Below are 19,703 nucleotides of genomic sequence, written 5' to 3'. Positions count from 1 at the left end.
AAAGGACCACTAATTAAGTTAGGAAGACTTGCCAATCACATAGGAATGAGTGCCTTCAATCTCAATACGATCCTCTGGGTAAAGTTTCTTACCACGGCGATTCTCTGGCTCATCATTAACGAGAATCTGTGCTTCTTCCAAGAAGACTTTTACTTGTCCACCTGTATCTACAAGTCCTACCAGCTTAATAAACTGTCCTAGCGTAATGTATTCATCACGAATATGAACCATTTCTTGATTCATAAATACACCTCATCATCTTGTTATTAGTAAGTTCTGACAGGAAGAATGAGATATAAGCTTAACTCATTTTCCGTTGGATGAATAATAAAAGGACTCATCGCGCCCGTAAAACGAATTTTGACTTCTTCACTATCAATAACCCTTAAAGTATCAAGCATATACTTAGCATTGAAGGAAATTTTTAATTCCTCTCCTTCAATCGAAGTAGCTTGAAGTTCTTCTGTTACCTTTCCCACCTCTGGAGAAATAGAAGAGAGCTCCACATGAGAATCAGGGGTTACAGAAAACTTGACGACATTATTTTTTCCATCCTTTGCTAATAAGGATGCCCTTTCTATCGCATGTAGAAACTCTTTTGTTTTTAAAATTATATCGGTTTTACTTTGTTGAGGAATAATTCGGTTTACATCTGGGTATGTTCCATTTAACAAGCGAGAATAAAACAAGATACGTTGGGTTTTAAACAAAATTTGATTGTCGGTTACGACAATATCCACTAAGGAATCGTTATCAGACAAGATCTTGCTTAATTCTTGCATACTTTTTCCTGGGGTAACAATGTTATCTATGGTTAATTCCGACGATGCTTCTACAAAGGATTTCTTGCTAGCTAGTCGATGGCTGTCCGTTGCCACAAAACGAAGTTGATCCCCTTCTAACGCCCACATAATCCCTGTTAAGATTGGACGCAATTCGGTTGTAGCGGCTGCGAATACCGTTTGTTTAACCATCGTCTTTAGAATATCGCATGGAAGACTAAAAACTTTTTCTTCTTCAATTTGAGGCAACCTAGGGAAATCATCTGGATCTAGGCCATTCAAATTAAATTCCGACTTACCGGAGCGAAGAATGGTTTGGAAACGATCTCCTACTTCTAATTCCACAAACTCTCCTGGTAATCGACGAACAATATCGTTTAAATATCGTGCAGGAAGAACAATACTTCCATGCTGCTTAATATCAACATAGAGATCCCCTTCTTGTTCTAAGGGAATGGTGTATTCAATAGAGATATCAGAATCACTTGCGGTTAAAGTAATCCCTTCGGAATGACTGCTAATTTTAATCCCCGTTAGGATAGGAATAGTAGTGCGAGTTGAGACAGCTTTACTTACGTCATTGATGGCTGCTGTCATAATGTCACGGTTAATCATCAAATGCATGATAGATTACCCCCTTTTTCTATTTCATAAACTTATATTCTATCTTCTTGAAGAAGCGTTTTTTTCTAGAATGTTAATCTTTATTATAACTTATCTATATCTTTTTTTTAACAGTAATAGTAGTAGGGCCTGTGAGTTTGTGGATAAGAGCCTTAACGGAATGAAAAGACAGTCCATCCACATGTGGATAAGTTGTGGTTAGACTGTCTCTTCTATTCACAGGTTATTAGCCCTTTATTTTACGTTTTTAATTTTATCGATCAACTCTTTAACGGTTTCCTGCAGAGTGTGGTTAGACTGCAACTCTGTTGTAATTTTATCATTGGCATGAATAACGGTTGTATGATCCCTTCCTCCAAATTCGTCACCAATCTTCGGAAGAGAGTAGTCAGTCAATTCTCGAGATAAGTACATCGCAATCTGCCGCGGATAAGCAATGGATTTATTTCGTTTTTTAGCTTTAAAGTCTTCCAACTTCACCCCAAAATGCTCGCCGACCACGCGTTGAATATCCAAGATCGTAATCACCCTAGGTTTACTAGATGGAATAATATCTTTTAGAGCTTCGGTAGCCAGATCAACATCAATATCGCGATTAATAAGAGAAGAATAAGCAACAACACGAATAAGAGCACCTTCAAGCTCACGAATATTTGTATCAATCTGGTTCGCTATATAAACCATCACTTCATTGGCTATGTCTAGATTTTCTGCTTTGGCCTTCTTCCTGAGAATCGCAATTCTTGTCTCGAGATCGGGCGGCTGAATATCCGTAATTAATCCCCATTCAAATCGAGATCGAAGGCGATCTTCTAGCGTTGGGATTTCTTTCGGCGGCCGATCACTAGATATGACAATTTGTTTACTCTCATCGTGCAAAGCATTGAATGTATGGAAAAACTCCTCTTGGGTTTGTTCTTTTCCCGCTAGAAACTGAATATCATCTATTAGCAAAACATCAACACTTCGATACTTATTGCGGAAATCCACTGCTTTATTATCACGAATACTATTAATAAACTCATTCGTAAATTTTTCTGAGGAAAGATAAACGACTTTAGCTGATGGGTTATGTTCTAAAACATAGTGACCAATCGCGTGCATCAAGTGCGTTTTTCCTAATCCTACCCCTCCATAGATAAATAAGGGGTTATAAGCTTTAGCCGGGGCCTCCGCAACCGCCAGTGACGCTGCATGAGCAAACCGATTTCCCGTACCGATAACAAAAGTGTCAAACACATACTTAGAATTAAGCATGTGGCCAGGCCCTGGGTCATCTGACGCATAAGATCTCTTATCATCTATCTTTTTAGGTGAACTGGATTTCAGATTTACATCAGGATCTGAAGTTACAATTTTTACTTTCATATTCTCGCCAGTGATCTCATATAATGTCTCAACGATTAATTGAGCATAGCGCGATTCCAACCAATCTCTCGAAAACTCATTGGGAGCTGAAATGAATAAGGTATCATCGTCAAGGGCAATGGCCTTTGTTGACTTTAACCATGTTTCGAAGCTAGGTTTACTTAATTTTGTCTCAATCATGGCTAGGGCCTTATCCCATACTCCTTGAATCCCTTTCATACCATTCCCCCCAAATGCTTATACACAATTACTGTGAATAGGAAGAGCTTGTTTTCTCTCTATTTTCGACAACATTCGCCCATCATCCACATAATCACAGATGTTATTATTCACAATAGTGGATAATTGTCCACAATTCTATCCACAGATTGTGGAAAACTCCCTCATACCTTTTACTTTATCCACGAGTTAAAACACACTTATGATAGCAGATAAAACTCCTTATATCAATGGGTTTTTGTGATTTATCCACAACCACAACACGTTGTGGCTTATTCTTATTCACAATACTATATTATGTGGATATTAGCTCGATAACCCTGTCGATATCCGACGAAAAATGTTTCACGCTTTTCCACAACGAGGTTTGGGAAATAATTTCAAGTCTTTTATTCTTAAGTGATGACTGTACTATTCAATAAGTGATACAGTTTTTCTTAGGTCCAGGATTTGGACAAGCAATATTCTTGACAGAGCTAGGCAGAAGGAATATAATAATCGAGAATGTCTGGAGAACTTGTGGTACTTGCAAGACGAAGGGCAGCACTCCTATTCGAAGAATGAAAGTGAATACTGATTTGGTCTGGAGTGTTAGAATAAGTGTTATTCCTCAAGGGAGGTGGATATAATGAAACCAACGTTTAGTCCGAATAATCGTAAGCGTAAGAAAGTGCACGGATTCCGTAAGAGAATGAGCACAAAGAACGGTCGTAAAGTTCTAGCTGCGCGTCGCAGAAAAGGAAGAAAAGTATTATCTGCCTAGGCCACTTTTGCAAGTGGCCTTTCTGTAATTCAAGGCTTTTTTCCGGCAGTTTGGGTTTATTCCGATCTCCGCTTTCCCATAATCTTAAAAGAGGAACCAACTTACATGGGATAGGGGTTTACTTATGTTACATAGCAACAACCGTCTTCGTGATCAAAATGAATTTCAGAAAGTCTTTCAACAGGGGAAATCGGCGGCTAACCGCCAATTTGTTGTCTATATGCTCCCTAAAGAGGGACAAGAACAGATTCGTATAGGGATTTCAGTTTCTAAGAAAATTGGCAAGGCAGTAGTCAGAAATCGGGTGAAGAGGCTGATCCGAGAGGCTTCTCGGTTAGTGCTCCCAGAGATAACCTGGAGAGGTGATCTTGTGATTATTGCACGGACTCCCGTAGCAGAGATGGAATTCCATGAATTATCCGCGAGTTTGAACCATTGTTTGAGGAAAGCCAAGCTCCTATCTAAGGAATAGCTTCTAAGGGAGGAAGGGTTAGTGAAGCGCTTGCTATTAAGGGGAATTCGGTTCTATCAATTAGGAATTTCACCATTAAAACCGCCAAGCTGCCGTTTTTATCCCAGTTGTTCAGCCTACGGCTTTGAAGCCATTGAAAAATTTGGAGCGTTGAAAGGAACATGGCTAACGGTGCGAAGAATAGGAAAATGTCATCCTTTTCATCCTGGAGGCTATGATCCCGTTCCTTAAATCTTATACATATTCGTGCAAGGAGGAGTTTTCTTGCGTTTTAGGAAGAAAAGCTTTACCTATTTATCTTTACCTTTTATGATGCTTCTCCTAACCGGTTGCGGCACCGATTATATGACCAATCCACCTCCCATTGATCCGAATACAGGCGGGTTTTGGGATCGTTATTTCGTTTATCCATTATCTTGGCTGATCGATGAGTCTGCTTTATTGTTATGGGGTAGCTATGGTCTTGGGATTCTAGCAACGACCATCATTATTCGTCTTGCTGTATTGCCATTAATGATAAAGCAATTAAAAAGTTCTAAAGCGATGCAAGCCCTGCAACCAGAGCTGCAGAAGATTAGAGATAAGTATAAAGATAATCAGCAAAAGATCCAAGAGGAAACATTAAAGTTATTTCAAAAGCATAACGTAAATCCACTTGCTGGCTGTTTACCTTTGTTAGTTCAAATGCCGATCCTCATTGCTTTCTACCAAGCTATTATGCGCAATGAGCATGTAAGAGAACATAGTTTTCTCTGGATGGCGTTAGGACAACCGGATCCATATTATATTTTACCGATACTTGCTGCCGTCACAACATACTTCCAAAGTAAAATGATGGGAATGGGAATGCCTCCTAACCCTCAAATGCAGATGATGATTGTCATTATGCCAATCATGATTCTTGTAATTGCTGTAACTTTACCTTCTGCCTTATCTTTGTATTGGGTATTTGGTAATATCTTCACCATCGTTCAAACCTTTTTCATTAAAGGGAACACACCGGTTCCAGCCCAGGAGGTTAAAAAGAAGTGAAGAAAGTAACGGTTACCGCCAAAACGGTCGATGAAGCTATTGCCCTGGCACTTAAACAGTTAAATGCTGAGAAGAACCAAGTAACCGTAACTATCCTAGAAGAACCAACAAAAGGTTTTTTTGGTTTCATTGGCGCCCGCCCTGCAAAATTGGAAGTAGAACTTAAGATTGATCCAATTCAAGAAGCGAAAACTTTCCTTCAAGATATACTTGCTACCATGAGTGTAACGGCCACTATCGAAGTGAAGAATGAAAAGGATGCTACGCTTTTGGATATTATTGGTGAGGATCTAGGTATTATCATTGGCAGACGTGGCCAGACTTTAGATTCACTACAATTTTTAGTTAATACGGTCGCGAACAAGCACTCAGATTCTTATCTTCGGATTGTTTTGGATGCAGAAAATTATCGACTCAAGCGCAGACAAACCCTAGAGCAACTTGCTGATCGATTAGCACATAAAGCGATAAAAACCGGCCAAGTGATCAAGTTAGAGCCAATGCCTTCACATGAACGAAAAGTAATTCATACTTTTCTTCAAGAACGCAAAAACATTAATACATATAGTGAGGGACAAGATCCGAATCGCTATATTGTTATTCAAGCGAAGAAATAGAAAAAAACACCTTGTACAATCTTTGTATAAGGTGTTTTTTGTGATTCTGATTGGGATATGAATAATTATTCAAGTCAGCACGTTGCTAGGCTTTTTTATTTTCTACTGGTATGATATTCTAATATTTTAGGGAAATCTATATACTAAGGCATTTTTATATAAGGAGCACTCATTCTATGGAATTCGATACCATTGCAGCCATTGCCACGCCTATGGGTGAAGGTGGGATAGGGATTATTCGTGTAAGTGGACCCGAGTCCATTCTGGTTGTGGATAAGATATTTAAAGGAAAACACAAGTTATCCACTGTGGATACACATACGATCCATTATGGATATTTAATTGAGCCCAGTGAGGGAACGATTCAGGAAGAAGCAATGATTTCTGTCATGAAGGCGCCGCGCACATTTACGAAAGAGGATGTTGTTGAAATTAATTGCCACGGAGGAATTGTCTCGGTTAATCGGACGTTGCAGTTAGTGTTGGAGAATGGAGCTAGATTAGCCGAACCAGGTGAATTTACGAAGAGGGCATTCTTAAATGGAAGAATTGATTTATCTCAAGCAGAGGCTGTAATTGACTTGATTCGAGCAAAGACGGACCGCGCAATGAAAGTAGCCCTACATCAAGTAGAGGGGAAGCTCTCGAGACTGATTCAACGCTTGAGACAAGATATCTTAGAATTGCTGGCTCATATTGAAGTGAATATTGATTATCCTGAGCATGATGTAGAATCGGTTACGAGAAACATGTTGTTAGAAAAGAGTAAGCTCATTAACAAAGAGATCCTGCGACTTGTTAGTACTTCGGAGCAAGGCAAGATTCTTAGAGAAGGATTGTCCACCGTTATCGTAGGTCGCCCCAATGTGGGGAAGTCCTCATTGCTTAACAGCCTCATACATGAGAACCGGGCGATTGTTACAGACATTCCAGGCACGACACGTGATGTTATTGAAGAGTATGTTAACGTCAAGGGAGTTCCGTTGCGGTTGGTCGATACAGCAGGGATAAGAGAGACAGAGGATATCGTAGAGCGAATTGGAGTAGAGAAGTCTAGACAGATGTTAAAGGAAGCGGATTTAATCCTACTCATGTTGAATTATAATGAAGAACTCTCTGAAGAAGATAAGACCTTATTGGATTTAGTTAAAGGATTAAATACAATAGTAATTATTAACAAAGTAGACCTACCAAAGAAATTAGACCTAGAGGAATTGAAAAAACTAGTTCCTGATCTAAAATTGATTACAACGTCTGTAAAAGAGGAAGAGGGAATTGAGGATCTTGAGCAGGCTATAGCTACATTGTTTTTCCAAGGGCATGTCATGCAAGAAGATCAAACCTATGTAAGTAATGCAAGGCATATTGCTTTATTAAAGGAGTCCATTAAAGCGATGGACGATTTTGCTGAAAGTATCGAATCTGGAATGCCAGTCGATATCTCAGCTTTTGATTTAAAACGAACCTGGGAGCTGCTTGGTGAAATTGTTGGGGATACAGCAAGCGACAGCTTACTAGATCAGATTTTTTCTCAATTTTGTCTTGGAAAATAAGGAGGGGAGTTCATTGGTATCACAATATGATGCGGGCTCGTATGATGTTATTGTAGTTGGAGCTGGACATGCAGGAGCGGAAGCGGCACTAGCTGCAGCACGAATGGGATGTAATACCCTTTTACTTACCATTAATTTAGATGCAGTGGCCTATATGCCTTGCAATCCTTCGATTGGAGGTCCGGCTAAAGGGCACGTGGTTCGGGAGATTGATGCATTAGGCGGGGAAATGGGTCGAAATATCGACCAGACTTATATACAAATGAGGATGCTCAATACCGGTAAAGGGCCTGCCGTTCATGCTCTGCGTGCGCAAGCAGATAAGTTCTTATACCAACATAGAATGAAGGAAACTATTGAGAACACGCCTAATCTCATGTTAAGACAAGGGCTGGTAGAGGAGTTAATCGTAAACAATGGAGTATGTGGGGGCGTCATCACGAAAACAGGAGCAAGGTATCTTTCCAAGGCAGTTGTTTTGACCACAGGTACCTATTTAAGAGGAAAGATCATTATAGGAGAGCTTCAATATGAGAGTGGGCCAAATAATATGGCACCGTCTATAAACCTCTCCCATAACTTGAAGGATTTAGGATTTGAACTTGTTCGCTTCAAAACAGGGACACCTCCTCGCGTGAATCAGAACACCGTAGATTTTAGTCAGATGGAAATCCAACCTGGAGATGATAAACCCCAATTTTTCTCTTATGAAACGAAAGAGGAAGTACCAAATCAAATTCCTTGCTGGCTTACCTATACAAGTAGCGAAACACATGAGATTATTAATTCCAATTTACATCGAGCCCCTATGTTTTCAGGGGTCATTGAAGGAACGGGTCCACGCTATTGTCCTTCCATTGAAGATAAAGTGGTTAGATTTAATGATAAACCAAGACATCAGATTTTCTTAGAGCCTGAGGGGAGAAATACGTTGGAAATGTATGTTCAAGGTTTCTCAACCTCCTTACCTGAAGATGTTCAACTTCAGATGTTACGCAGCATTCCCGGAATGGAAAATGTAAAAATGATGCGTACAGGATATGCAATAGAATACGACGCTGTCGTACCCTCTCAACTTTGGCCTACATTAGAGACCAAGAAGGTCGAGAATCTGTATACGGCTGGGCAACTTAACGGAACATCTGGTTATGAAGAAGCGGCTGGCCAAGGTTTAATGGCAGGAATTAACGCAGCACTAAAAGTCCAAGGAAAAGAACCGCTTATCTTGGACCGTTCCGAAGCTTATATTGCTGTGATGATTGATGACTTAGTAACGAAAGGAACGTTAGAGCCTTATCGTCTACTTACCTCTCGTGCGGAATATCGCCTCCTGTTGCGTCATGATAATGCAGATCTAAGATTGACGGAGAAGGGATATGAAATTGGATTAATCTCTGAAGAGAGATATACAAAGTTCGTGGAAAAGAAAAAGTGGATTGAAGATGAGAAGGAACGCTTGATGAATACGAAAGTTAAGCCAGATGCCCATGTTCAGGAATTTCTGAAGCGGTCCGGTTCTGCCGTGATAGATAATGCAATAGAACTTGGGGTTCTATTACGGAGACCAGAAATTAAGTACAAAGAATTGGTTGAGTTAGCTCCCCCGGACATGGAGATACCAGCTGATGTGACGGAGCAAGTAGAGATTCAAATCAAGTATGAGGGATATATTCGCAAACAACTACAGGATGTAGAGCGAATGAAAAAGATGGAGAGTAAGAAGATCCCGGCTCACATTGACTATCAACAACTACAAGGTCTCGCTAAGGAAGCTAGAGATAAATTAGCTAAGATCCGACCTTTAAATATTGGTCAAGCAGCTCGAATCTCCGGTGTTACACCTTCTGACATATCCGTGCTCCTGATTTATTTAGAACAAAGAAACAAAGTCACGAGTTAGGAGAGTTTTATGGAACCGACAATTTTTCAAGAGAAGTTAGCTGAAAGAGGGGTAACCTTAACAGCTGGGCAGATGGGTCAATTTGAAAAGTATTACACCATGCTCGTGGAGTGGAATGAGAAAATCAATCTTACAGCTATTACGGAGAAGGGCGACGTATATGAAAAACATTTCTTTGATTCCATCTCAGCGTCTTTCTTCTTTGATTTTTCTAAGGTTGAAACGCTAATTGATATTGGAGCAGGAGCAGGGTTTCCCTCTTTACCTATTAAGATTATTTATCCTCATTTACGAGTTACTATTGTAGACTCACTCAATAAGAGAATTACATTTTTACAGCAACTTGCTCAAGAATTAGGCCTTCAAGATGTGGCGTGTGTACATGGAAGAGCGGAGGAGCTAGGAATAAATCCTCAATATAGAGATCGCTTCGATGTCGTGACAGCAAGAGCGGTGGCTCGATTGAATATTCTATCTGAGTTTTGCCTGCCATTCGCCAAGGCAGGGGGAGTTTTCCTTGTATTAAAGGGAGCAGATGCCTCGAATGAACTAGATGAAGCGAAAAAGGCTATCAAAACCCTAGGCGGTAAGACGGAGAAAATGGAGAGTTTTCAGCTTCCAAATGAGCAATCCGAAAGAAGTATTATATTAATTCACAAACTTTTTCAAACACCCAAAGGGTATCCTAGAAAAGCGGGTACTCCTGCAAAAAAACCAATCGTATAGGCAAGTTCAATTTAGAGGCTTCTAATAAAGCCTCTTTTTAATTTGCTTGTTGTTTCACGTGGAACATAATACTTAGATAAGGGATGGGGAGGCAGGAGAATAGTAGTGGATGGCGAATTATATAATAATATGTTTCAACATGACGACTATATCATGATCTTCCAGGAAAGTACGAAGATTTCATATATCCCACAGGGTGGTGTACGAAATTGAGGGATCAATTTACCCGTTTGTTTGGTTTGTCAGAAAAAAGTGAGCAAGATGAAATTAAACATATTGCTGTAGAATCTATTATCCCGAATCCGTATCAACCTCGAACGGTCTTCGATGATGAGCGGATTGACGAGTTGTGTATAACCATCAAAGAGCATGGAATAATCCAACCCATCGTCGTGCGGGTACGCAATGGACAATACGAGCTCATTGCTGGAGAAAGAAGATGGCGTGCTACGAAGAAGTTAGGTTATGAGACGATCCCTGCGATTGTAAAAGACCTGAACGACTCTCAAGCTGCCTCTATCGCACTAATAGAAAACCTGCAACGTGAAGGATTAACAGCCATCGAAGAAGCTATTGCCTATCAGAAGCTCATTGACTTACATCAGTTAACACAGGAAAGTTTAGCGCAAAAACTTGGAAAAGGACAGTCAACCATTGCAAATAAGCTTAGGTTGTTGAATCTTCCAAGTACAGTTCAAGAGTACCTACTGCAAAGAAAAGTAACAGAGAGACATGCTCGGGCACTATTAGCACTCAAAGATGAAAATATCCAATTAAAGATGTTAGAAGAAATTCTAGAAAAGGATCTGAATGTAAAGCAAACGGAAAATAGAATTAAACAGATTCTTGAAGCTAAAGAACCTAAGAAACCACAAAAAAGAGTTTCCTTCTCTAAGGATACAAGATTGGCTATCAATACTGTCCGTCAGTCCATCGATATGGTGATGAAGAATGGACTCTCTATTCAGTCTGAAGAAGAGGATTATGAAGAGTTTTACCAGATTACGATTAAGATACCTAAAAACAAGTAGATGGTTAGTCTATTCACTGTGAAAGAAATGAGATACAATAGAATTTGACCCTTCATAGACTCTTGAAGGGAGCAAACGCACCTAATACAAATAAAGTTTCTGGTGAATGCTTGGACAGTAAGAGGTGAATAGAAGATGGGGAAGGTCATTGCGGTGGCTAACCAAAAAGGAGGCGTAGGTAAAACTACGACTTCAGTGAATTTAAGCGCCTGTCTTGCTACTTTAGGCAAGAAGGTCTTATTGGTTGACATCGACCCGCAAGGAAATGCAACAAGTGGAATAGGGATTAATAAAGCCGATATTCGTTATTGCATTTATGATGTACTTATTAATGATATCGACCCATTGGATGCCATTATTCCGACTGAGGTTGAAAATTTATTTTCTCTTCCAGCTTCTATACAATTAGCTGGAGCCGAAATTGAGTTAGTACCTACGATTTCCCGTGAGGTTCGGTTGAAGAAAGCAATAGAATCGATTCGAGATAAATACGATTATATTTTTATAGATTGTCCTCCGTCCCTTGGGATTTTAACGGTCAACTCCTTGACGGCGTCGGATTCAGTGTTGATACCTATTCAATGTGAATTTTATGCATTAGAAGGGGTAAGTCAACTGTTGAATACGATTAGACTAGTACAAAAACATCTTAATACCTCTCTTCAGATCGAGGGGATTTTGCTAACGATGTTGGATGCTCGGACGAATCTTGGCATCCAGGTGATAGAGGAAGTTAAAAAGTATTTTCGCGAGAAGGTGTACCAGGCGGTTATCCCTCGTAATGTACGTTTAAGTGAGGCGCCAAGTCACGGACAAGCCATTATATCGTACGATCCTCGCTCTCGTGGCGCGGAGGTTTATATGGATTTAGCAAGGGAGGTGTTGGGAGTTGGCTAAGAGACTTGGAAAAGGATTAGACGCTTTAATTCCATCGCTTCACGTTGAAGAAAATGATTTAATTGTAGAAGTTCCGCATGCAGAGATCAGACCGAATCCGTATCAACCACGTAAAGACTTTGATGAAAAAGCGCTCGACGAACTGGCAGAATCGATTAAAGAACACGGAGTTATTCAGCCTCTTATCGTTAGAAAGAGTATCAAAGGGTATGAGTTAGTTGCAGGAGAACGACGATTAAGAGCCTCTGAAAGAGCTGGGTTAAAGAAGGTACCGGTTGTTGTACGGGAGTTTTCAAATGAGCAGATCATGGAGATCGCCCTTATCGAAAACCTCCAACGAGAAAATTTGAATGCCATTGAAGTAGCACTTGCTTATGAAAAATTAATGAAGCACTTATCTCTTACTCAGGAAGAACTAGCAAAAAAAGTAGGAAAGAGTCGCCCGCATGTCGCGAACTTTTTGCGACTGATGCATCTTCCTCAAGAAATTCAAGACTATGTTTCACGTGGAACATTATCTATGGGGCATGCTAGAGCTTTGCTTGGACTAGAGGATAACGCATTGCGAAAAAAGGTTGCCCAAGAAGTGATTAAGAAAGATCTAAGTGTAAGACAAGTGGAAGAGATGATCAAAACTCTCTCTCAACCTGTTTCACGTGAAACAAAAGAGAAACCGAAGAGAGATGTGTTTCTATCTCAGTTTGAGGAAAGATTACGGGATACCTTTGCGACCTCTGTGCAAATTAAAAAAGGTAAAAACAAAGGTAAAATCGAAATAGAGTTTTACACAAATGACGATTTGGAACGGATTATGGAAATTATTCAAAAAGGGTAAGCTAAGTATGTTGGTTATGTCGGGAAAGTACCGCATAACCTTTTCTTTTTGATCTATGTGGAAAGGGGGATGGGGAATGGAGATTACGTATCTAGACAATGCGGCTTCAACTTGGCCGAAACCAACGGCAGTTAAGCAGAAGATGGTGGAATGTTTAGAAGAATATGCGGCTAACCCTGGAAGGGGAGGTCACCAACTTGCCTTGCGAGCTAGCAAAGAATTGTTCTACACTCGAGCGAAAATAGCGAAATTATTTCATGTAAAGAATCCAAATGATATTGTGTTCACTCTTAATGCGACAGCTGCGTTAAATTTAGGGATAAGAGGTTTACTGAAACCGGGAGATCACGTCATCACTACGACGTTGGAACACAACTCTGTAAGAAGGCCGTTGGAGTTTTTGAAAAAAGAAATAGGGGTAGAGATCTCTTACGTGAAGCCAAATAGTGAATATATCTTTGAGTTGGAAAGCTTCCGGAAAGAGTTTAGGTTTAATACGGCTTTAGTAGTTGTAAGTCATGCCTCTAATCTCATAGGAGCACTAGCTCCTGTTGAGGAAATTGGTCGGCTGTGTAAAGAGAAGGGAGTTCCGTTCATGGTGGATGCCTCTCAATCAGCTGGTGTGTTTCCTATTGATGTGGAAAAGATGAATATACAGCTACTTGCATTCCCGGGTCATAAGGGACTATATGGACCGCAAGGGACGGGGGGGCTGTACATACATCCAGAGTTAGAAATATCCCCAATAATGGTTGGGGGGACTGGTAGTCACTCGGAGGCAATTGAACAACCTTTGACAAGACCTGACCGTTATGAAAGTGGGACCCAAAACACGGTTGGGATTGTAGGGTTGGGTGCAGGGGTGGATTTTGTACTTCAGACCGGTGTGGATCAAATTAGAGAAAAAGAATTTTCACTTACCTATGAGCTAATGAGTCGGTTAGAACAACTTGAAGGTGTAACTCTTTACGGACAAAGTAAAGAGGTGGAACGAGCTGCTGTTGTTGCGTTCTCGATAGATGGTTTGGATGCTTCAGAGGCAGCGTTTATCCTTGATCATGAGTACGGTATTGCTGTGCGTTCTGGATATCACTGTACACCTCTCGGTCATGAGACGATTGGTACCCTTGACCAAGGGGTTGTGAGAGCAAGTTTTGGTTATTTTAATAAGATGGATGATGTTAAGGTTTTAGTAAAGGCTATCCAAGAAATAATGGAAAAACTAAAACAGTAGGAAAATCTATAAAAAAAGATTGTTAAGTGAGAGAGGGGCAAGTGAGAAGTATGGTTTTGTGGGGTACAATTATCAATGCTGTCGCCATAATTTGTGGAGCGATCCTTGGTAGTGTGTTTACGCGAATTAGTGATGGAATCCGAACGACGGTCATGCAAGGGATTGGAATTGCGGTTGGGTTATTAGGTCTTACTATGGCATTGAAAACGGAAAATTTTCTTATTCTTATCTTTAGTGTTGTTATTGGTGGAATATTAGGCGAATTGATTCGTCTTGATCACTGGTTAAATGAGTTGGGGCAATGGATAGAGCGAAGAGTTGGTGGAAAAGGTAAAGGGAATATTGCAACTGGTTTCGTTACAGCTACACTAGTTTATTGTGTTGGGGCTATGGCGATTCTTGGAGCGATGGATAGCGGGTTAAGAAACAATCACGATATCTTATATACGAAGTCGATGCTTGACGGTTTTTCTGCTATTATCTTTACTTCAACTTTAGGTATTGGCGTTATGTTTTCTGCTATTCCGGTCTTTTTATATCAAGGACTAATAGCGATTGCTTCGACTTTTATCTCCGTGTTAGTCAGTCAGGAAATGCTAGAGGCAATTATTGCCGAGATTACTGCGGTTGGTGGAATACTGATTATTGGGATTGGGATTAATGTTCTCGAGATCAAAAAGATTAACGTCGCGAATTTATTGCCAGCTATCGTTGTTGCTGCTCTTATGGTCCCGTTAATTTCAAAGACTTCTCAATTGTTTGGATAGATAAGAAAAGCTCAATGGCCTTTAATTGCCTGTTGAGCTTTTAGTTGTTTTTATAGAGATGAAGTTTAATTGTGAACTAAAGTTTAACGTTAGCTAAGTTTTCTTTAGGGTGGAAAAGTTGATATGATGATTTATAAAGAGAATGAGCAATGGTGTCTGCCATCTTCATAACGATGCTTAATCGAGTGTTTTGGAGGACAAAATACTCCATAAAACCTCCGATATTTACAATCCCTGTAATGTGAAGGTTTCCTACTTCAGGTAGTTCTTTTTTTACACCGGCTCCGGGTTTCAGAGGACCGTGAGAGATTGTAATATTGCCAACGCTGTTAAATTGACCAAGACAGGCGTCTACTGCAATGACAAGGGCGTAGGGGTGTTTCTTTTCAATCTTTTCGATGTTCTCTTTAAGATTGACGGCATGGACAGGCTCGTCTATCGTTCCGTAGATTTGCATGCCAGGTGGGTACAGCTTTTGAAGTCGTGTTCCAACCAGAGGACCTAGTGCATCCCCTGTAGATCGATCCGTTCCAATGCAAAGAGTAACGACCTCCGTAAATGGTCTGTAAGCCAGCATACGTTTGTTGAGATCGTGAGTAAGAGCGTCAATTGCATCATCACGAGTATATTCTATCTTGAATGGGGATGAAGGCGTTTGAAAAAAAGGGTTACGCTTCATAGCTACCTCCTGGAAAAATAAGTATTAATAGTATACGGAATTTAGAAAAATAATATACATTTGGACATTCTTAAAACGCCTCTTACATAAAATTTTGTAAGGGGGTGTCCAAGCGGTTATGTGGAGAGCGGTCAAGATTGGATTAACGATTATCGGAACAACCATTGGAGCTGGGTTCGCATCGGGAAGAGAGATTTGGGAGTTCTTTGGGTCCTATGGTGTGAGGAGTCAATATAGTTTGCTTCTTGCTATGGTTTTATTTTTTATAATGGTCATTGTAGTTCTCAATATTAGTAAGACAAAACAAACTGCTAATTATTATGGAGTGTTAGAAGCGTTAATGGGAAAGAGACTGGCTGCAGTGTTTGATGTCTTAACCATGCTTTATTTACTATCTATGTCTGTTGTTATGTTTGCAGGGAGTGGGGCAACATTTGCTCAATGGAATTACTCGTATATGATAGGGGTTCTGTTTATTGCTGTTATGGTTTTTGTTGTTCTTCTATTTGACGTAAAAGGACTAGTTTCCATTCAATCTTTTATCATTCCAGTACTTATTGGTGTGTTGTTATTTGTATGTATTCGTTTTATTATGGGATACGAAGCAGTAGGTCAAGCTAATCAAGTGGATACAGATTCATGGCCATCTGGAATCACTTATGCAGCCTTGAATATTGTTCCTCTAATAGCTGTATTATCGACGCTGGGAGGGGAGTTGAAGACGAGACGAGAGCTTTGGGTGGCTGGTTTGGTGAGTACGGCAGGGTTAGCTTCCATAGCCCTATTGATGAACTATTCTCTCATGCAAATGTCCGAGGAGATCAGTACATATGAAATTCCGCTGTTCTCGTTATTACAACAGTACCCAACAGGGATGATTATTGTTGTATCTGTTATTTTGTGGTTAGCCATCTACACAACAGCATTAAGTGGAGTGCATGGGATCGTCTCAAGGGTTTCATCTATACTAACCGTACCTTCTTGGGTTATGTCATTTATCTTGATATTGCTGATGATTCCCTTAAGCCAATTCGGATTTTCCACATTAGTAAGTGTCCTTTATCCTATCTATGGTGTACTGAATTTATTTGTCTTAGGCTTATTAATTTTATATCCTATTAGTAGAAGGCTCGAAAGTAGACCTTAGAGAAAAGATGAAAGGAAAATGAGATGGCGAGTATATTAATTGCATTCGATTCGACCCAGCAAGCAATTCGTACAGAAATGCTCCTGGAATTTGCTGATATTGACATTGATACCAGACCTACACCTAAAGAGATAACAGCAGGGTGCGCTTTGTCTATTGAATTTCCAGAGGAAGATCTGCACACGGCAGCGAAGATTATTCGAGATGAGAAGGTAGAGATTCGAGGCTTCTTTCAGAAAAGAGAGGCAGGTTACATGGCGATCGAATGGAATAAAGAGGTGGAGGGTTAATCTTGGATAAACAGCTTGAGGCTTCTAGCCAGTGGTTTGAAGCCGTCTATTTTGAAATGTATAGATATATAACCAATACCGATATGTGGATTACAATTGGAAAAGCATCGGTAAAGATTTTGTTTATTTACATCGTAGCTCGGATCCTAGTTAAAGTCCTGTTAGGAAGCATCAATCGAATTTTTCAGCAACGGGGCAAGTTTCAAGTAGATGAAAGACGAATGGAAACGATGCGTAGCTTGGCAAGTAATGTAGTCACCTATGTCATTTATTTTGTGGCGATACTCTCAATTTTGACTCAATTGGGATTCAATTTAGCCCCTGTACTCGCTAGTGCCGGTGTTGTAGGGTTAGCAGTGGGTTTTGGGGCGCAGAACCTAGTCCGCGACGTCATCACTGGATTCTTTATTATATTTGAAGACCAGTTTGCTGTGGGGGATTATGTTACAACCGGAAACTTCACAGGTACCGTACAGGAAATTGGCCTAAGAATCACGAAGATTAAAAGTATAACAGGGGAAGTTCATATTATACCTAACGGAAGTATTACCGAAGTAACAAACTTCTCGACTCAAAACAGTGTAGCTGTACTAGATATCAGTGTAGCTTACGAGGAAGATGTAGAGAGGGTAGTTGGAATCTTAAAAGAAGAACTAGAGAAAGCCCCTATGGAGATTGAGGAATTAATTGGAGTACCTAATGTCCTCGGGGTTCAAAATTTTGGGGCTTCAGAAGTGGTGATTAGGCTGACAGCAGATTGTAAGCCCATGGGACACTTTTCTGCTAATCGCAAATTAAGAGCCATGATAAAGAGGATATTCGATGAAAGAGGTATAGAGATACCGTATCCTCGACTTGTAACAATTCCAAACCCGAAGGAAAAGGTGTAAGCATCATAGGAGGAGTTCTAATGGAGAGAAAGCAATTCGCTTTAGGGGATGTTGTAGAAATGAAGAAGCCTCATCCATGTGGAGTGAATGCATGGAAGGTCATTCGTATGGGAGCCGATATACGTATAAAATGTACAGGCTGTGACCATAGCGTCATGATCCCGAGATTAGAGTTTGAGAAGAAGATGAAGAAGGTGCTTATTACAGAAACTGATCAATAATCCTCGTAATGAAACTTTCCGAAAAGCTTCAAGATAAGTTATAATAGGAAGCGTTCAAATGAATAGGTTGTTAGGAAAAAAGTTGAAATAGAGGAGTGCTTTGATCCATGTCTAGATCAGTAGGAATCGTCGGGTTGCCTAACGTAGGGAAGTCGACGTTATTTAATGCGATTACCCAGGCAGGTGCAGAGTCTGCCAATTATCCCTTCTGTACCATTGACCCTAATGTCGGGGTAGTAGAAGTGCCAGATGAGCGTTTAGATAAATTAACCGAACTTGTCGTACCAAAGAAAACCGTGCCTACAGCATTTCAGTTTGTAGATATTGCGGGTCTTGTAGAAGGAGCGAGTCGAGGAGAAGGGTTAGGGAATAAATTCTTATCCCATATTCGTGAAGTAGATGCCATTGCCCATGTGGTTCGATGCTTTGAAGATCCTAACATCACTCACGTTGCAGGTAAAGTCGATCCAATTAGCGACATTCAAGTTATCAACTTAGAACTTATCTTAGCTGACTTAGATTCTGTCGAGAAAAAAATTGACCGTATGGGAAGAAAAGTGAAGTCCGGAGATAAGGAAGCGAAGCTTGAGCTCGACGTGTTAACAAAGCTTAAGGAAGCATTCGAAGCGGACAAGCCTGCTCGAAGTGTAGAGCTAACAGATGAAGAAAAGTTAATCGTAAGAGATCTTCATTTGCTGACCATGAAACCGATTCTTTATGTTTCGAATGTCAGTGAAGATGGTCTGCTTGAAGCCGATTCTAATCCACTAGTTCAGAAGGTCCGTGATTTTGCTGCTACAGAAGGAGCAGAAGTCGTCGTGATCAGCGCCAAGGTAGAAGCTGAGATTGCGGAGTTAGAAGGCGAAGATAAGAAGATGTTTTTAGAGGAACTAGGACTTGAGGAATCAGGACTTGATCGCCTCATTCGTGCGGCTTATAGCTTGCTTGGACTTATCACATATTTTACCGCTGGGGTACAGGAAGTAAGAGCTTGGACAATTCGCCGAAATACGAAAGCTCCCCAGGCTGCGGCGGTCATTCACACGGATTTTGAGCGTGGCTTTATTCGAGCAGAAGTCGTTGCGTATCAAGATCTTGTAAACTGTGGATCGATGAATGCAGCAAAAGAGAAGGGGTTAGTCCGTTTGGAAGGAAAAGAGTATGTAGTGCAAGATGGAGATGTTATGCATTTCCGATTTAACGTGTAATATCTACGCGTTAAAAAGCTTGTGTTCTACTTCTCCTTCTGATATAATACGGAAATGCGAGTCGAAAAAGAACCGAATTTTTAACTCGCTCCTTGCCCTGTAATAGGGCCGTCTAGTCCAAAAGGAGGTGAATCAGATGCGTAACTACGAATTAATGTATATCCAACGCCCTGATGTTGAGGAAGAAAAAAGAAAAGCTAATAACGAGCGTTTCAATTCCATCATCACAGAGCGTGGTGGAGAGCTTACTAAGGTAAACGAAATGGGTAAGCGCCGTCTTGCTTATGAAATCGATAGAAACCGTGATGGTTACTATACGTTAACCAACTTCAAGGCAACCCCTGAAGCGGTAAATGAATTAGAGCGGATCATGAAGATTTCTGACGACGTCATCCGTTATTTGATTGTTAGAGAAGAAGAATAATCTGTAGTCCTGAGGGGGAGGGGT

At 40.5% G+C, this 19,703-nt stretch carries 23 protein-coding genes; 19 read left to right on the top strand and 4 right to left on the bottom strand.

All coding sequences use genetic code 11. The features are described from left to right. Nucleotides 1-18: 18 nt before the first annotated feature. From yaaA to dnaA, 3 genes are all read right to left on the bottom strand, one after another. Complete coding sequence (gene yaaA, locus EIZ39_RS08875; RefSeq protein WP_129199599.1) at nt 19-243, bottom strand: S4 domain-containing protein YaaA; 225 nt, start codon at nt 241-243, stop codon at nt 19-21. 23 nt (nt 244-266) lie between these two features. Beyond that, nucleotides 267-1,406 carry a DNA polymerase III subunit beta gene (gene dnaN, locus EIZ39_RS08870; RefSeq protein ID WP_129199597.1) on the bottom strand — a complete coding sequence of 380 codons (1,140 nt, stop codon included), beginning with the start codon at nt 1,404-1,406 and terminating at the stop codon, nt 267-269. A 234-nt stretch (nt 1,407-1,640) separates the two neighbouring features. Beyond that, nucleotides 1,641-2,993: a chromosomal replication initiator protein DnaA gene (gene dnaA, locus EIZ39_RS08865; protein ID WP_129199595.1), complete on the bottom strand. Its 1,353-nt coding sequence runs from the start codon at nt 2,991-2,993 to the stop codon at nt 1,641-1,643. Nucleotides 2,994-3,618: 625 nt separating this feature from the next. Between dnaA and rpmH the strand changes: the two genes are divergently transcribed. The 13 genes from rpmH (at nt 3,619) to EIZ39_RS08800 (ending at nt 14,820) form a co-directional block, all read left to right on the top strand. Next, entirely contained in the window at nt 3,619-3,756 is a 138-nt protein-coding gene (rpmH, locus tag EIZ39_RS08860; RefSeq protein WP_205668534.1) for a 50S ribosomal protein L34, read from the top strand. A gap of 124 nt (nt 3,757-3,880) precedes the next feature. Beyond that, nucleotides 3,881-4,228, top strand: coding sequence for a ribonuclease P protein component (rnpA, locus tag EIZ39_RS08855; RefSeq protein WP_129199593.1), 348 nt, complete (start codon nt 3,881-3,883; stop codon nt 4,226-4,228). A 21-nt stretch (nt 4,229-4,249) separates the two neighbouring features. Further along, nucleotides 4,250-4,459, top strand: a complete 210-nt coding sequence (yidD, locus tag EIZ39_RS08850; RefSeq protein ID WP_129199591.1) for a membrane protein insertion efficiency factor YidD — start codon at nt 4,250-4,252, stop codon at nt 4,457-4,459. Nucleotides 4,460-4,537: 78 nt separating this feature from the next. Then, nucleotides 4,538-5,260 (top strand): membrane protein insertase YidC, encoded by a 723-nt coding sequence (yidC, locus tag EIZ39_RS08845; protein ID WP_129199829.1) that lies wholly within the window; start codon nt 4,538-4,540, stop codon nt 5,258-5,260. Continuing rightward, entirely contained in the window at nt 5,257-5,877 is a 621-nt protein-coding gene (gene jag / locus EIZ39_RS08840) for an RNA-binding cell elongation regulator Jag/EloR (RefSeq protein ID WP_129199589.1), read from the top strand. The genes yidC and jag overlap by 4 nt, the downstream gene beginning before the upstream one ends. A gap of 176 nt (nt 5,878-6,053) precedes the next feature. Next, the gene (mnmE, locus tag EIZ39_RS08835; RefSeq protein ID WP_129199587.1) at nt 6,054-7,430 is read left to right on the top strand and encodes a tRNA uridine-5-carboxymethylaminomethyl(34) synthesis GTPase MnmE; all 1,377 of its coding nucleotides are present in this window, start codon (nt 6,054-6,056) and stop codon (nt 7,428-7,430) included. Between the two features lie 13 nt (nt 7,431-7,443). Further along, a complete protein-coding gene (gene mnmG / locus EIZ39_RS08830) occupies nt 7,444-9,330 on the top strand; it encodes a tRNA uridine-5-carboxymethylaminomethyl(34) synthesis enzyme MnmG (RefSeq protein WP_129199585.1) in 1,887 nt (628 codons plus the stop codon). A 9-nt stretch (nt 9,331-9,339) separates the two neighbouring features. After that, on the top strand, nt 9,340-10,056 hold the full coding sequence (gene rsmG / locus EIZ39_RS08825; RefSeq protein ID WP_129199583.1) for a 16S rRNA (guanine(527)-N(7))-methyltransferase RsmG: 717 nt from the start codon (nt 9,340-9,342) through the stop codon (nt 10,054-10,056). Between the two features lie 209 nt (nt 10,057-10,265). Then, nucleotides 10,266-11,087: a nucleoid occlusion protein gene (noc, locus tag EIZ39_RS08820; RefSeq protein ID WP_129199581.1), complete on the top strand. Its 822-nt coding sequence runs from the start codon at nt 10,266-10,268 to the stop codon at nt 11,085-11,087. Nucleotides 11,088-11,222: 135 nt separating this feature from the next. Next, nucleotides 11,223-11,984, top strand: coding sequence for a ParA family protein (locus tag EIZ39_RS08815; protein WP_129199579.1), 762 nt, complete (start codon nt 11,223-11,225; stop codon nt 11,982-11,984). Further along, nucleotides 11,977-12,819: a ParB/RepB/Spo0J family partition protein gene (locus EIZ39_RS08810; RefSeq protein WP_129199577.1), complete on the top strand. Its 843-nt coding sequence runs from the start codon at nt 11,977-11,979 to the stop codon at nt 12,817-12,819. The genes EIZ39_RS08815 and EIZ39_RS08810 overlap by 8 nt, the downstream gene beginning before the upstream one ends. Before the next feature lie 76 nt (nt 12,820-12,895). Then, the gene (locus EIZ39_RS08805; protein WP_129199575.1) at nt 12,896-14,053 is read left to right on the top strand and encodes an aminotransferase class V-fold PLP-dependent enzyme; all 1,158 of its coding nucleotides are present in this window, start codon (nt 12,896-12,898) and stop codon (nt 14,051-14,053) included. 50 nt (nt 14,054-14,103) lie between these two features. Beyond that, complete coding sequence (locus EIZ39_RS08800) at nt 14,104-14,820, top strand: DUF554 domain-containing protein (RefSeq protein ID WP_129199828.1); 717 nt, start codon at nt 14,104-14,106, stop codon at nt 14,818-14,820. A gap of 76 nt (nt 14,821-14,896) precedes the next feature. On the opposite strand, the gene yyaC is transcribed toward EIZ39_RS08800, so the two are convergent. Beyond that, nucleotides 14,897-15,499 (bottom strand): spore protease YyaC, encoded by a 603-nt coding sequence (yyaC, locus tag EIZ39_RS08795; protein ID WP_129199573.1) that lies wholly within the window; start codon nt 15,497-15,499, stop codon nt 14,897-14,899. Between the two features lie 118 nt (nt 15,500-15,617). Between yyaC and EIZ39_RS08790 the strand changes: the two genes are divergently transcribed. The 6 genes from EIZ39_RS08790 (at nt 15,618) to rpsF (ending at nt 19,679) form a co-directional block, all read left to right on the top strand. Further along, nucleotides 15,618-16,646 carry a YkvI family membrane protein gene (locus EIZ39_RS08790; RefSeq protein ID WP_129199571.1) on the top strand — a complete coding sequence of 343 codons (1,029 nt, stop codon included), beginning with the start codon at nt 15,618-15,620 and terminating at the stop codon, nt 16,644-16,646. A 23-nt stretch (nt 16,647-16,669) separates the two neighbouring features. Further along, on the top strand, nt 16,670-16,936 hold the full coding sequence (locus EIZ39_RS08785; protein ID WP_129199569.1) for a putative Se/S carrier protein: 267 nt from the start codon (nt 16,670-16,672) through the stop codon (nt 16,934-16,936). Nucleotides 16,937-16,992: 56 nt separating this feature from the next. Further along, nucleotides 16,993-17,826, top strand: a complete 834-nt coding sequence (locus tag EIZ39_RS08780) for a mechanosensitive ion channel family protein (RefSeq protein ID WP_129199827.1) — start codon at nt 16,993-16,995, stop codon at nt 17,824-17,826. 20 nt (nt 17,827-17,846) lie between these two features. Next, nucleotides 17,847-18,047, top strand: a complete 201-nt coding sequence (locus EIZ39_RS08775) for a DUF951 domain-containing protein (protein ID WP_129199567.1) — start codon at nt 17,847-17,849, stop codon at nt 18,045-18,047. 107 nt (nt 18,048-18,154) lie between these two features. Beyond that, on the top strand, nt 18,155-19,255 hold the full coding sequence (ychF, locus tag EIZ39_RS08770) for a redox-regulated ATPase YchF (RefSeq protein WP_129199565.1): 1,101 nt from the start codon (nt 18,155-18,157) through the stop codon (nt 19,253-19,255). 136 nt (nt 19,256-19,391) lie between these two features. Next, nucleotides 19,392-19,679 carry a 30S ribosomal protein S6 gene (rpsF, locus tag EIZ39_RS08765; protein ID WP_129199563.1) on the top strand — a complete coding sequence of 96 codons (288 nt, stop codon included), beginning with the start codon at nt 19,392-19,394 and terminating at the stop codon, nt 19,677-19,679. Nucleotides 19,680-19,703: the final 24 nt, after the last annotated feature.

It is taken from the genome of Ammoniphilus sp. CFH 90114, from assembly GCF_004123195.1.
In the GTDB taxonomy this organism is placed as follows: Bacteria; Bacillota; Bacilli; order Aneurinibacillales; family RAOX-1; genus YIM-78166.
This window is presented reverse-complemented; position numbering and strand designations above follow the sequence as displayed.